At 58.7% G+C, this 14,477-nt stretch carries 12 protein-coding genes; all 12 read left to right on the top strand.

The genetic code is table 11. The features are described from left to right. Positions 1–185 precede the first annotated feature (185 nt). Complete coding sequence (locus FBY12_RS01580) at positions 186–2,411, top strand: NADP-dependent isocitrate dehydrogenase (protein WP_145250436.1); 2,226 nt, start codon at positions 186–188, stop codon at positions 2,409–2,411. Positions 2,412–2,612: 201 nt separating this feature from the next. Further along, entirely contained in the window at positions 2,613–3,059 is a 447-nt protein-coding gene (locus tag FBY12_RS01575; RefSeq protein WP_145250433.1) for an NUDIX hydrolase, read from the top strand. Between the two features lie 59 nt (positions 3,060–3,118). Then, positions 3,119–4,276 (top strand): tRNA 2-thiouridine(34) synthase MnmA, encoded by a 1,158-nt coding sequence (gene mnmA, locus FBY12_RS01570; protein WP_145250430.1) that lies wholly within the window; start codon positions 3,119–3,121, stop codon positions 4,274–4,276. Beyond that, positions 4,273–4,896 (top strand): high frequency lysogenization protein HflD, encoded by a 624-nt coding sequence (gene hflD / locus FBY12_RS01565; RefSeq protein WP_145250427.1) that lies wholly within the window; start codon positions 4,273–4,275, stop codon positions 4,894–4,896. The genes mnmA and hflD overlap by 4 nt, the downstream gene beginning before the upstream one ends. A 126-nt stretch (positions 4,897–5,022) precedes the next feature. Further along, positions 5,023–6,393 carry an adenylosuccinate lyase gene (gene purB / locus FBY12_RS01560; RefSeq protein ID WP_092270068.1) on the top strand — a complete coding sequence of 457 codons (1,371 nt, stop codon included), beginning with the start codon at positions 5,023–5,025 and terminating at the stop codon, positions 6,391–6,393. An 86-nt stretch (positions 6,394–6,479) separates the two neighbouring features. Beyond that, complete coding sequence (locus FBY12_RS01555) at positions 6,480–7,649, top strand: cupin domain-containing protein (protein WP_121733666.1); 1,170 nt, start codon at positions 6,480–6,482, stop codon at positions 7,647–7,649. Then, on the top strand, positions 7,642–8,067 hold the full coding sequence (locus tag FBY12_RS01550) for a GNAT family N-acetyltransferase (RefSeq protein ID WP_145250424.1): 426 nt from the start codon (positions 7,642–7,644) through the stop codon (positions 8,065–8,067). Before FBY12_RS01555 ends, FBY12_RS01550 begins: the two co-directional genes overlap by 8 nt. A gap of 213 nt (positions 8,068–8,280) precedes the next feature. Further along, entirely contained in the window at positions 8,281–9,042 is a 762-nt protein-coding gene (locus FBY12_RS01545; protein ID WP_121733668.1) for a secretin N-terminal domain-containing protein, read from the top strand. Between the two features lie 472 nt (positions 9,043–9,514). Further along, positions 9,515–10,840 (top strand): isocitrate lyase, encoded by a 1,326-nt coding sequence (gene aceA / locus FBY12_RS01540; protein ID WP_008032724.1) that lies wholly within the window; start codon positions 9,515–9,517, stop codon positions 10,838–10,840. A gap of 680 nt (positions 10,841–11,520) precedes the next feature. Then, on the top strand, positions 11,521–11,934 hold the full coding sequence (locus FBY12_RS01535; RefSeq protein WP_003223812.1) for an NADH-quinone oxidoreductase subunit A: 414 nt from the start codon (positions 11,521–11,523) through the stop codon (positions 11,932–11,934). A gap of 10 nt (positions 11,935–11,944) precedes the next feature. Next, a complete protein-coding gene (locus FBY12_RS01530; RefSeq protein ID WP_008146035.1) occupies positions 11,945–12,619 on the top strand; it encodes an NADH-quinone oxidoreductase subunit B family protein in 675 nt (224 codons plus the stop codon). 72 nt (positions 12,620–12,691) lie between these two features. Further along, positions 12,692–14,476, top strand: a complete 1,785-nt coding sequence (gene nuoC, locus FBY12_RS01525; protein ID WP_145250421.1) for an NADH-quinone oxidoreductase subunit C/D — start codon at positions 12,692–12,694, stop codon at positions 14,474–14,476. Position 14,477: the final 1 nt, after the last annotated feature.

The raw sequence follows: 14,477 nt of genomic DNA, 5'->3' as shown, positions 1-14,477 counted from the left end.
CTCTCGGCCAGATCGAAGCCGGGTTGTTACCGCAGCCCACCCGCTTGACGCTCGACTGATGCACCCAACATCACCGCGCACAAATCTCGACATTCGGCTCATGGACGACTTTGAACGAACGCGCTTATCCGGCGCCCCTCGAGTTTTCTGCGCATGCTTTAGCAAAGAAGAGAGTTAATCCGAATATGCCCACCCGCTCGAAGATCATCTATACCTTCACCGACGAAGCCCCAGCCCTCGCCACCTATTCACTGTTGCCTATCGTAGAGGCTTTCACCGCCTCCGCTGATATCGCCGTGGAAACCCGCGATATCTCTCTTGCAGGGCGCATTCTGGCCAGCTTCCCCGAGCAATTGGGTGACAAAGCCGTAGCCGACCACCTCGCCGAACTGGGCGACCTGGCCGTTACGCCTGAAGCCAACATAATCAAACTGCCGAACATCAGTGCTTCGGTTCCGCAACTGCAAGCCGCGATCAAAGAGCTGCAAGCCCAGGGCTTCGCACTGCCGGACTACCCGGAAACCGTGAGCAGCGAGGCCGACAAAGAAGCCAAGTCGCGTTACGACAAGATCAAGGGCAGCGCCGTGAACCCGGTACTGCGCGAAGGCAACTCCGATCGCCGCGCACCGCTGTCGGTCAAGAACTATGCACGCAAGCACCCGCACAAAATGGGCGCATGGGCTGCTGACTCCAAATCCCACGTTGCGCACATGAGCACCGGCGATTTCTACGGCAGCGAAAAAGCTGCCCTGATCGACGCCGCTGACGCCGTGAAAATCGAACTGATCGCTCAGGACGGCACTACCACCGTACTGAAAGAAAAGACCACCGTGCAAGCCGGTGAGATCCTCGATTGCGCGGTCATGAGCAAAAACGCTCTGCGCAGCTTCATCGCTGCCGAGATCGAAGACGCCAAAGCCAAAGGCGTGCTGCTGTCGGTTCACCTCAAAGCCACCATGATGAAGGTCTCCGACCCGATCATGTTCGGCCAGATCGTTGCCGAGTTCTATAAAGACGCGCTGGCCAAGCACGCTGACGTGCTGGCACAGATCGGCTTCAACCTGAACAACGGCATCGGCGACCTGTACGCTCGCATCAAGGCCCTGCCGGCCGAGCAGCAAGCGCAGATCGAAGCGGACATCCAGGCGGTCTACGCCGTGCGTCCGTCGTTGGCCATGGTCAACTCCGACAAAGGCATCACCAACCTGCACGTGCCAAGCGACGTTATCGTCGACGCCTCGATGCCGGCGATGATCCGTGACTCCGGCAAAATGTGGGGCACTGACGGTCAGTTGCATGACACCAAGGCTGTGATCCCGGATCGTTGCTACGCGACCATTTACCAGGCGGTCATCCAAGACTGCAAGGCCAACGGCGCATTCGATCCGACCACCATGGGCAGCGTGCCAAACGTTGGCCTGATGGCGAAAAAAGCCGAAGAGTACGGTTCGCACGACAAGACTTTCCAGATCAAGGCCAACGGTGTCGTTCGCGTTACCGACAGCAAAGGCGCGCTGCTGCTGGAACAGTCGGTTGAAGCCGGCGACATCTTCCGCATGTGCCAGACCAAAGACGCGCCGATCCAGGATTGGGTGAAACTGGCCGTCAACCGTGCTCGCGCCAGCAGCACCCCGGCGATTTTCTGGCTGGACCCAATGCGCGCTCACGATGGCGTAGTGATCGAGAAAGTTCAGGCTTACCTGAAGGATCACGACACTTCCGGCCTGGACATCCGCATCATGTCGCCAGTCGACGCGATGAAGTTCACCCTGGACCGCACTCGTGAAGGCAAGGACACCATTTCGGTGACCGGCAACGTATTGCGCGACTACCTGACTGACCTGTTCCCGATCATGGAACTGGGCACCAGCGCCAAGATGCTGTCGATCGTTCCGCTGATGAATGGCGGCGGTCTGTTCGAAACCGGCGCTGGCGGTTCGGCACCGAAGCACGTTCAACAGCTGCTGGAAGAGAACTTCCTGCGCTGGGATTCGCTGGGCGAGTTCCTCGCGTTGGCCGCTTCGCTTGAGCATCTGGGTGTGACGTACAACAACCCTAAAGCACTGGTGTTGGCCAAGACGCTGGATCAGGCCACTGGCCAGTTCCTCGACAACAACAAGTCGCCATCGCGCAAAGTCGGCAACATCGACAACCGCGGCAGCCACTTCTACCTGGCGCTGTACTGGGCTCAAGCTCTGGCCGCCCAGAGCGAAGACACTGCACTGCAAGCGCAGTTTGGCCAACTGGCGAAAACCCTGACCGAGAACGAGGCGACCATCGTCGCCGAGCTCAACGCCGTTCAGGGCAAACCAGTGGACATCGGCGGTTACTACCACGCCAATGCCGAGCTGATCAGCAAGGCCATGCGCCCGAGCAACACCTTCAACGCCGCGATTGCTGCGTTGGTTTAAGGTTGTAAGGGAACATCACAAACCCCGGCCACCGTGCCGGGGTTTGTGTTTCTGAATACAACACAAATCCCTTGTAGGAGTGAGCCTGCTCGCGATAGCGGTATACCATCCACCAATTATGGTGACTGACATTGCGCTATCGCGAGCAAGCTCGCTCCCACATTTGACCGTATTTCAATATTCAACATTCGAGGAAGCTTCATGACCTGGCTACCCCACATCACCGTCGCCACCATCGTCGAAGACAACGGTCGCTTCCTGATAGTCGAAGAACTCAAGGGCGGCCGCGCGGTGCTCAACCAGCCCGCCGGTCACCTCGACCCGGATGAAACCCTGATCGAAGCCGCCGTGCGCGAAACCCTCGAAGAAACCGGCTGGGACGTCGAGCCGACCGCCATCGTCGGCCTGTACCTCTACACCGCACCGAGCAACGGCGTGACTTATCAGCGCGTCTGCTTCATCGCCAAAGCGCTCAAACACCACCCCGACTATCAACTGGACGACGGCATTCTCGGTGCCAAATGGCTGACCCGTGACGAACTGCTGGCCCAGCGCGCAAACTGGCGCAGTGAGCTGATCATCCGCTGTATCGATGATTATCTGGACGGCAAGCACTTCGGTCTCGAACTGATCCGCCCTTCTCTTTAGCCTTGTGGGCTTCGGCCTGCTAGAATCGCGTCCTTTTTAAAGACACTCATTGAATCCCTATGCGTGATCCAGCCCCTTCTGACACACAAAAGAAGCGCGTCATTGTCGGCATGTCCGGCGGCGTGGACTCTTCCGTTTCCGCTCTCCTGCTGATCGAGCAGGGTTATGAGGTGGAAGGCCTGTTCATGAAGAACTGGGAAGAAGACGATGGAACGGAATACTGCACCGCCATGGACGACCTGGCGGATGCGCAGGCTGTGTGCGACAAAATTGGCATCAAGCTGCACACCGCCAATTTCGCCGCCGAGTACTGGGACAACGTGTTCGAGCACTTTCTGGCCGAATACAAGGCCGGCCGCACGCCGAACCCGGACATCCTGTGCAACCGCGAGATCAAGTTCAAGGCGTTCCTCGACTACGCCATGGTGCTCGGCGCCGACCTGATCGCCACCGGCCACTACGTGCGTCGCCGCGACATCGATGGCCGTACCGAACTGCTCAAAGGCCTCGATCCGAACAAGGACCAGAGTTATTTCCTGCACGCCGTCGGCGGTGAACAGATCGCCAAGACTCTGTTCCCGGTCGGCGAGCTGGAAAAACCGCAAGTGCGCGCGATTGCCGAGAAGCACGATCTGGCGACCGCGAAGAAAAAGGATTCCACCGGCATCTGCTTTATCGGCGAACGCCGTTTCAGCGACTTCCTCAAGCAGTACCTGCCGGCGCAACCGGGCGAAATCAAAACTACCGAAGGTGAAGTCATCGGCCGTCACCACGGCTTGATGTACCACACCATCGGCCAGCGTCAGGGCCTGGGCATTGGCGGTTTGAAAGACGCCAGCGACGAGCCGTGGTACGTGCTGATCAAGGACTTGGTGAACAACGAGCTGATCGTCGGCCAGGGCAATGATCACCCTTACCTGTTCTCCCGCGCCCTGCTCGCCTCGGACATCTATTGGGTCAACCCGATCGACCTGAGCCAGCCGCGACGCCTGACCGCCAAAGTGCGTTATCGCCAGAGCGACCAGCCGTGCACGCTGGAAAAAACCGCCGGCGGCTACCGCGCGACCTTCGATGACCCGCAACGCGCGGTCACTCCGGGGCAATCCGTGGTGTTCTATGACGGTGAAATCTGCCTCGGCGGCGGCGTGATCGAAGTTGCCGAACCGCGGACCATCCAAGGCACTGCTCAAGACACTGCTCAAGGCGCGGCACAATGAGCCCGACTCAGGAGCAACTGACGGCACTCGGCGGCGTATTTCTCGCTGCGGTGCTGGTCGACAAGATCGCCAAGACCGGCCAGACCAGCGAAGCCGGTTTGGCCTGCATGCTCGGCAGCCTGCTGATTCGCGACCCCAAGGACACGCTGGAAGTCTACGGTGGCGACGACCTCAATCTGCGCGAAGGTTATCGCGCGTTGATCGGCGCCCTCGAACGCGACCCGAGCACGCTGCAGCGCGAACCGCTGCGTTACGCCTTGGCAATGCTCGGTCTGGAGCGGCAACTGGCCAAGCGCGACGACATGCTCGACGTGATCGGCAAGCGTCTGCCGCAGATTCAGTCGCAGGTCGAGCATTTCGGCCCGGCCCACGAAAACGTGATTGCCGCGTGCGGCGCGCTGTACCAGGACACCCTGAGCACGCTGCGCCAACGCATTCAGGTGCACGGTGACATGCGCAACCTGCAGCAACCGAGCAACGCTTCGAAGATCCGCGCGCTGTTGCTCGCCGGGATTCGCTCGGCGCGGCTGTGGCGGCAGTTGGGCGGCCATCGCTGGCAGTTGGTGATCAGTCGCCGCAAGTTACTCAAAGAGCTTTACCCGCTGATGCGCACCAGCTGAACCGCGCCCGCAAGACTGTTTCAGATCTGTAACGCGTAATACGCCGGTCAGTTGGCAACGGACCGGCGGATTTTTTCATGTATGATACGCGCCCCATTTCGTTGCCCGACTGTCCGAGAACACCCCATGCAGCTTTCTTCGCTCACTGCGGTTTCCCCTGTTGACGGCCGCTACGCCGGCAAAACCCAGGCCCTGCGCCCAATTTTCAGCGAATACGGTCTGATCCGTGCGCGCGTTCTGGTTGAAGTGCGCTGGCTCCAGCGCCTGGCCGCTCACCCAGGCATCAGCGAAGTGCCGGCGTTCTCCGCCGAAGCCAACGCGGTGCTGAACACCTTGGCGGACAACTTCGCTCTGGAGCACGCCGAGCGTGTCAAAGAGATCGAGCGCACCACCAACCACGACGTCAAAGCCATCGAATACCTGCTCAAAGAGCAAGCGGCCAAGCTGCCGGAATTGGCCAAGGTCAGCGAATTCATCCACTTTGCCTGCACCAGCGAGGACATCAACAACCTGTCCCACGCCCTGATGCTGCGCGAAGGCCGTGATGATGTAATGCTGCCGCTGATGCGCCAGACTGCCGAAGCCATTCGCGAACTGGCTGTGCGTTTCGCTGACGTGCCGATGCTCTCGCGCACTCACGGCCAACCAGCCTCCCCGACCACTCTGGGCAAAGAGCTGGCAAACGTGGTTTACCGTCTGGAGCGTCAAATCGCTCAGGTCGCTGCGGTGCCGTTGCTGGGCAAGATCAACGGCGCCGTCGGCAACTACAACGCGCACCTGTCGGCCTACCCGGAAATCGACTGGGAAGAAAACGCCCGCGCCTTCATCGAAGACGAGCTGGGCCTTGGCTTCAACCCGTACACCACGCAGATCGAACCGCACGACTACATTGCCGAGCTGTTCGACGCGATCGCGCGTTTCAACACCATCCTGATCGACTTCGACCGCGACATCTGGGGCTACATTTCCCTCGGTTATTTCAAACAGCGCACCATCGCTGGCGAAATCGGTTCGTCGACCATGCCGCACAAGGTCAACCCGATCGACTTCGAAAACTCCGAAGGCAACCTGGGTATCGCCAACGCACTGTTCCAGCACCTGGCGAGCAAACTGCCGATTTCCCGCTGGCAGCGCGACTTGACCGACTCCACCGTACTGCGCAACCTCGGTGTCGGCTTCGCCCACAGCGTGATTGCCTACGAAGCCAGCCTCAAAGGCATCAGCAAACTTGAGCTCAATGCGCAGAAGATTGCCGCTGACCTCGACGCGTGCTGGGAAGTGTTGGCCGAGCCGATCCAGACTGTCATGCGTCGCTACAACATCGAAAACCCGTACGAGAAGCTGAAAGAGTTGACCCGTGGCAAGGGCATCAGCCCTGAAGCGTTGCAAACTTTCATCGACGGCCTGGACATGCCAGCCGCGGCCAAAGCCGAGCTGAAATTGCTGACCCCGGCCAACTACATCGGCAACGCTGTAGAGCAAGCCAAACGCATCTGATCCAACGCTGTACCCGTTTGAGACGCCCGGCAGCGCCGGGCGTTTTTATTCCCGTCTGAAAAGTGCTTTTTTTCAATAGGTTACACATGAATCCTGATATTCCTCTTCAACTTCTGGGCGGCATCACGGCGCGCGAATTCCTGCGTGACTACTGGCAGAAAAAACCACTGCTGATCCGCCAGGCAATGCCTGATTTCGAAAGCCCGATCGACCCGGACGAACTGGCCGGCCTGGCGCTGGAAGAAGAAGTTGAATCGCGTCTGGTGATCGAGCACGGCGAGCGTCCTTGGGAAATGCGCCGCGGCCCGTTCGCTGAAGACGAGTTCAGCAAATTGCCGGAAACCGAGTGGACCTTGCTGGTGCAAGCGGTCGATCAGTTCGTGCCAGAAGTCAGCGAACTGCTGGAAAACTTCCGTTTCCTGCCGAGCTGGCGCGTCGATGACGTGATGATCAGCTTCGCCGCACCGGGCGGCAGCGTTGGTCCGCACTTCGACAACTACGACGTGTTCCTGCTGCAAGGTCACGGCAAGCGCAATTGGAAAATCGGCCAGATGTGCGATTCCGAGAGCAAGCTGCTGCCGCATGCAGACCTGCGCATTCTTGCCGACTTCGAAGCCACCGATGAGTGGGTTCTGGAGCCGGGCGACATGCTTTATCTGCCGCCGCGTCTGGCCCATTGTGGCGTTGCGGTTGACGACTGCATGACCTACTCGGTCGGCTTCCGCGCACCGAGCGCCTCGGAAGTGCTCACGCATTTCACTGACTTCCTCAGCCAGTTCCTGACTGACGAAGAGCGCTACACCGATGCCGATGCCCTGCCGGCAGTCGATCCGCACCAGATTCAGCACGACGCGCTTGATCGCTTGAAAGCCTTGCTGGCCGAGCACATGAGCGACGAGCGTCTGCTGCTGACCTGGTTCGGCCAGTACATGACCGAACCGCGCTACCCGGAATTGGTGGTTGGCCCGGAAGACATCGAAGAAGAGGACTTCCTCGCCAGTCTCGAACAAGGCGCAGTGCTGATCCGCAACCCGAGCGCGCGCATGGCGTGGTCCGAAGTCGATGACGACTTGCTGTTGTTCGCCAGCGGCCAGAGCCGTTACCTGCCGGGCAAACTGCGCGAGTTGCTGAAGCTGATCTGCGCGGCTGACGCACTGCACAGCGATAACCTCGGCGCATGGCTCAGCGATGAAGACGGTCGCGGCTTGCTGTGCGAATTGGTCAAGCAAGGCAGCCTGGGGTTTGCTGATGAATAAAATCCACGTTCGTGTCGCAGACTGGCATAAGGATATCGCCGAGATCCGGCGCATTCGTGAGACGGTGTTCATCGCCGAGCAATCCGTTCCACCTGAACTGGAATGGGATGCCGATGACGCGACAGCGGTGCATTTCCTCGCATACGAAGGCGACTTTCCGATTGGCACCGCGCGCCTGTTGCCCGATGGGCACATTGGTCGCGTGTCGGTGCTCAAGGACTGGCGCGGTTTGAAAGTGGGCGATGCATTGATGCAAGCAGTGATCGGTGAAGCCGAGAAACGCGGGCTGAAGCAACAGAAACTGAGTGCGCAAGTGCAGGCCACGGCGTTCTATGAGCGACTGGGCTTCAGCCTGGTCAGTGAGGAATTCCTCGAAGCCGGGATTCCGCACGTGGACATGGTCCGGCATTCGGCTTGAAACCGAGGTGAAGCCTTCGCGGGCAAGCCTCGCTCCTACGGATATTCGCGAACTGTAGGAGCGAGGCTTGCCCGCGAAGAGGCCCGCAAGAACACCACAAAACGCCCCGCCATCTTCGGATGTCGGGGCGTTTTGCTGTGCGCGATTCAACTTGCCCCACCCCAGGCCGACAAACTGGCAATATCAAGCCTTTCGAAAGCGGAGATAACGGACATGTCCCTACGCACCCTGCTCACCACGCTGCTGCTGACCTGCAGTTTTTCGGTCATGGCCGCCACCGAAATTGTGCCCCTGAGCTACCACACCAGCGCCGACATGCTGCCGATGGCGCAGGATTTCATCGGCAAGGATGGTCAGGTCAGCGCCTACGGCAATCAACTGATCGTCAACGCTGATCAACGCAAGATCGACGAACTCAAAGCGCTGATCGCGCAGCTGGATACCCAACCCAAGCGCTTGCTGATCACCGTCGACACCAACGAAAACAATTACCAGGGCGATCAGGGTTATTCGGTGAATGGCGTCAAGCCGAGCCAGACCCGCATCATCAACCGCAGCACCAACAGCCGTGACGGCGGCGTCCAGCAGATCCAGGCCAGCGAGGGTTCACCGGCGTTGATCCAGGTCGGCCAAAGCGTGCCGCTGACCAGCAGCCAGACCGATTCCTACGGTGATTTGCGCAGCCAGACCGAATATCGCAACGTCACACAGGGTTTCTACGTCACTGCCAGCGTCACCGGTGACATCGTTCACTTGGCAATCAGTACCAATCGTGACCGCATGAGCCAGGAACGTCCCGATGTAGTGAATGTGCAAAGTACCGACACAACTGTCACCGGGCGCTTGGGCGAGTGGATCACCCTCGCCGGCGTGAACCGGCAGACTCAGGCCGACAAACAGGGCCTGACCCGCAGCTACTCTACTCAGGGCCGCGATGACATGACGCTGCGGGTGAAAGTCGACACGCTGGACTAAAGCACCGAAAACTGACTGATTGGTCGTATTAGACTAAAGATGTAGTGCTTGAAAAAAAGCACTACAAAACGTTTGACGAGCTAAAAAAGCAAAGGCATGATGGCCTCGCTCCCGCTAATCAGGGGCCCTGGAAAGGGCCTTCGGATCGACGCCTGCATCTACCCCGCAAGCCGATTCGTGTCTGTACCGCCCACAAGGCGTGTTTGACGAGGTTGCCGACTGGAACGAAGTTGTCCCGAGGGACGGAAGCGTAATTAGGTAACCCGGCTCCACGCTGATGTTTGTATGAAGGCCCACGACGCCCGAATGCGCTCGCCAGTTCGCCCTTACCTGCTCACTTCCCCTCGAGCCCATCGTTCATCCCGTCGCCACCCCCGCCGAATCCGACTTGAGCACCTAAGCTTCTGGTCAGCGAGCATGAATTTTTCACCCAAGACGACTTTTCATACAAGACGCGACGAGGTTTAACTCCATGGCACTGACACGCGAACAGCAAATTGCAGCCCTCGAAAAAGACTGGGCTGAAAACCCACGCTGGAAAGGCGTGACACGCGCTTACTCCGCTGCTGACGTCGTCCGCCTGCGCGGTTCGGTTCAACCTGAGCACACCTTTGCAAAACTCGGCGCCGAAAAGCTCTGGAACCTGGTCACCCAAGGCGCCAAGCCGTCCTTCCGTCCTGAGAAAGATTTCGTCAACTGCATGGGCGCCCTGACTGGCGGCCAGGCTGTTCAGCAAGTCAAAGCCGGTATCCAGGCTATTTACCTGTCGGGCTGGCAAGTGGCTGCCGACAACAACTCCGCCGAATCGATGTACCCGGACCAGTCGCTGTACCCGGTGGACTCGGTGCCAACCGTGGTCAAGCGCATCAACAACTCGTTCCGCCGTGCTGACCAGATCCAGTGGAAAGCCGGTAAAGGTCCGGGCGACGAAGGCTACATCGACTACTTCGCGCCAATCGTGGCTGACGCCGAAGCCGGTTTCGGCGGCGTACTGAACGCCTACGAGCTGATGAAAAGCATGATCGAAGCAGGCGCCGCCGGCGTTCACTTCGAAGACCAACTGGCCTCGGTGAAAAAATGCGGGCACATGGGCGGTAAGGTTCTGGTGCCAACCCAGGAAGCTGTGCAGAAGCTGACCGCCGCGCGTCTGGCGGCTGACGTTGCCGGCACGCCGACCATTATTCTGGCGCGTACCGACGCTAACGCGGCAGACCTGCTGACTTCCGATTGCGATCCGTACGACCAGCCATTCGTGACTGGCGAACGTACTCAGGAAGGCTTCTACAAAGTGCGCGCTGGTCTCGACCAGGCCATCGCTCGCGGCCTGGCTTACGCGCCGTATGCCGACCTGATCTGGTGCGAAACCGCCAAGCCGGATCTGGACGAGGCTCGTCGCTTTGCTGAAGCGATCAAAAAGGAATACCCGGACCAACTGCTGTCGTACAACTGCTCGCCTTCCTTCAACTGGAAGAAAAACCTGGACGACGCGACCATCGCCAAGTTCCAGCGCGAATTGTCCGCCATGGGTTACAAGCATCAGTTCATCACCCTGGCCGGCATTCACAACATGTGGCACAGCATGTTCAACCTGGCGCACGACTACGCCCGCAACGACATGACTGCTTACGTGAAGCTGCAAGAGCAGGAATTCGCTGACGCGGCCAAGGGTTACACCTTTGTGGCGCACCAGCAGGAAGTGGGCACCGGCTACTTCGACGACATGACCACCGTGATTCAAGGTGGCTCGTCTTCGGTAACCGCGCTGACCGGTTCGACTGAAGAAGAACAGTTCCACTGATACCCCAGCAAACGGCCGTTGCGGACCGAGTGAAAAGCTAACCGCAACGTCGCACATCTGACGCCCCGACTGGTTCGGGGCGTTTTTTTGCGTGGGATTTCTTCCGTCCCACCTTCCCTGTAGCAGCTGCCGAAGGCTGCGTTCGAGGGCGAAGCCCTCGCTGATTCTACGAACTGAATTCATCTGAAAAACATCACCGCTTGTTTAACGACTGCTCCGCAGCCGAACGCAGCCTTCGGTAGCTGCTACAGGATGTGCGTGTGGCGGGCCTTGCGCGAAAAAACATTGATCCAGAGCGCTATCGCGATCGCAAAAACCGGGTAAAACCTGTCCACGTGCAACTTGCAGTAACGGCTATATAAGACAACTTCCCACTCACTCGCCCGTTAAACACTTACAAAACCGCCGCAAACAATATTGATTATCATTTAGCCGTAACTTTGTTCGTTACATTTGCCACAAAACAATATTGATCAAATGCCGGCTAATGCCCGGAGCGCATGGGTCGCAGGGCTGTGGAGGTACGCTATGTCCTTATTCCGCTAAATAATTTCGCCACAGGAATTTTACTTGCACGGTGTTGTGCCATAAAATCACCGCGATTGATTGCTGCGACATATCGTCACTGCTTTGTTTCTATCAAGCTCAGAGACCTTTGCTCTCTGTTAAGGATTACCAGCATGCCCGAAGCGACAGGACTCATGGCCCACAACTGGGGCTTTGCCATTTTCCTTCTGGGCGTCGTCGGCCTCTGCGCCTTCATGCTCGGCGTCTCCAGCCTCCTCGGGTCAAAAGCCTGGGGCCGCAGCAAAAACGAACCGTTCGAGTCCGGCATGCTACCTACAGGTGGCGCCCGCTTGCGGCTCTCAGCCAAATTCTATCTGGTCGCGATGCTCTTCGTGATCTTCGATATCGAAGCCCTATTTCTCTTTGCCTGGTCTGTGTCCGTCCGCGAAAGCGGCTGGACCGGATTCGTCGAAGCTCTCGTTTTCATAGCAATTCTGTTGGCAGGTCTTGTCTACCTGTTCCGAGTGGGCGCCCTTGACTGGGCTCCGGAAGCTCGTCGCAAGCGGCAGGCGAAGCTGAAACAATGAGGCTTTGGCAATGCAATACAATCTCACCAGGATCGACCCCGATGCTCCTAACGAGCAATATCCGATTGGCGAACGGGAAACCGTTTCCGATCCGTTAGAAGATCAAGTTCACAAAAACATCTTCATGGGCAAGCTCGAAGACGTGCTTAACGGCACGATCAACTGGGGGCGCAAGAACTCCCTGTGGCCGTACAACTTCGGTCTTTCGTGCTGCTACGTGGAAATGACCACCGCCTTCACGGCGCCCCACGACATCGCGCGCTTTGGCGCCGAAGTTATCCGGGCATCGCCACGTCAGGCGGACTTCATGGTTATCGCCGGTACCTGCTTCATCAAGATGGCGCCGATCATTCAGCGTCTCTACGAGCAAATGCTCGAACCTAAATGGGTTATTTCCATGGGTTCGTGCGCCAACTCCGGTGGCATGTACGACATCTACTCCGTCGTTCAAGGGGTGGACAAGTTCCTGCCCGTGGACGTTTACGTGCCTGGCTGCCCGCCCCGTCCGGAAGCTTTTCTGCAAGGCTTGATGCTCTTGCAAGAGTCGATTGGACAGGAGCGTCGTCCGCTTTCCTGGGTCGTCGGTGATCAAGGCGTTTATCGCGCCGAGATGCCTTCGCAAAAGGAACAGCGCCGCGAACAGCGAATCGCAGTCACCAACCTGCGCAGCCCCGACGAAGTCTGATCCAGCTCCCCTTCTTAAATAGAACGAGAACCTGGCTTCATTCTTTACGTTGACCGAAAGCGATAAATAACCATGACTACAGGCAGTGCTCTGTACATCCCGCCTTATAAGGCAGACGACCAGGATGTGGTCGTCGAACTGAACAACCGTTTTGGCCCCGAGGCATTCACCGCCCAGCCTACCCGCACCGGCATGCCGGTGCTTTGGGTTGCCCGTGCCAAACTCGTCGAAGTCCTGACGTTCCTGCGCAACCTGCCCAAGCCGTACGTCATGCTCTATGACCTGCACGGCGTGGACGAGCGCCTGCGCACCAAGCGTCAAGGGCTGCCAAGCGGCGCCGACTTCACCGTGTTCTATCACCTGATGTCGATCGAACGTAACAGCGACGTGATGATCAAGGTCGCCCTGTCCGAGAGCGACCTCAGCCTCCCGACCGTCACCAGCATCTGGCCGAACGCCAACTGGTACGAGCGTGAAGTCTGGGACATGTACGGGATCGACTTCAAAGGTCATCCGCACCTGACCCGTATCATGATGCCACCGACCTGGGAAGGTCACCCGCTGCGCAAGGACTTCCCGGCGCGCGCCACCGAATTCGATCCGTTCAGCCTGACGCTGGCCAAGCAACAGCTTGAGGAAGAAGCCGCGCGCTTCAAGCCTGAAGACTGGGGCATGAAGCGTTCCGGGGCGAACGAGGACTACATGTTCCTCAACCTCGGCCCGAACCACCCTTCGGCGCACGGTGCCTTCCGCATCATCCTGCAACTGGACGGTGAAGAAATCGTCGATTGCGTGCCCGACGTCGGTTACCACCACCGTGGTGCCGAGAAAATGGCCGAGCGCCAGTCCTGGCACAGTTTCATCCCGTACACCGACCGTATCGACTACCTCGGCGGCGTGATGAACAACCTGCCGTACGTGCTCTCGGTCGAGAAGCTCGCTGGCATCAAGGTGCCGGAGAAGGTCGACGTCATCCGCATCATGATGGCCGAGTTCTTCCGGATCACCAGCCACCTGCTGTTCCTCGGGACGTACATCCAGGACGTCGGCGCGATGACTCCGGTGTTCTTCACCTTCACCGACCGCCAGAAGGCGTACACGGTGATCGAAGCCATCACCGGTTTCCGTCTGCACCCGGCGTGGTACCGCATCGGTGGCGTCGCCCACGACCTGCCGCGTGGCTGGGAAAAACTGGTCAAAGACTTCGTCGAGTGGATGCCAAAGCGTCTGGACGAATACCAGAAAGCTGCGCTCGACAACAGCATCCTCAAGGGCCGGACCATCGGCGTCGCTGCCTACAACACCAAAGAAGCCCTGGAATGGGGCGTCACCGGTGCCGGCCTGCGTTCGACCGGTTGCGATTTCGACCTGCGTAAAGCGCGTCCATATTCCGGCTACGAGAACTTCGAATTCGAAGTGCCGCTGGCGGCCAACGGCGATGCCTACGACCGCTGCATCGTGCGTGTCGAAGAAATGCGCCAGAGCCTGAAAATCATCGAGCAGTGCATGCGCAACATGCCGGAAGGCCCGTACAAGGCGGATCACCCGCTGACCACGCCGCCGCCCAAAGAACGCACGTTGCAGCACATCGAGACCTTGATCACGCACTTCCTGCAAGTTTCGTGGGGTCCGGTCATGCCGGCCAACGAATCCTTCCAGATGATCGAAGCGACCAAGGGCATCAACAGTTATTACCTGACGAGCGATGGCGGCACCATGAGCTACCGCACCCGGATTCGTACCCCAAGCTTCCCGCACTTGCAGCAGATCCCTTCGGTGATCAAAGGCAGCATGGTCGCGGACTTGATCGCGTACCTGGGTAGTATCGATTTCGTTATGGCCGACGTGGACCGCTAAG

The organism is Pseudomonas sp. SJZ131, from assembly GCF_007828705.1.
In the GTDB taxonomy this organism is placed as follows: domain Bacteria; phylum Pseudomonadota; class Gammaproteobacteria; order Pseudomonadales; family Pseudomonadaceae; genus Aquipseudomonas; species Aquipseudomonas prosekii.
This window is presented reverse-complemented; position numbering and strand designations above follow the sequence as displayed.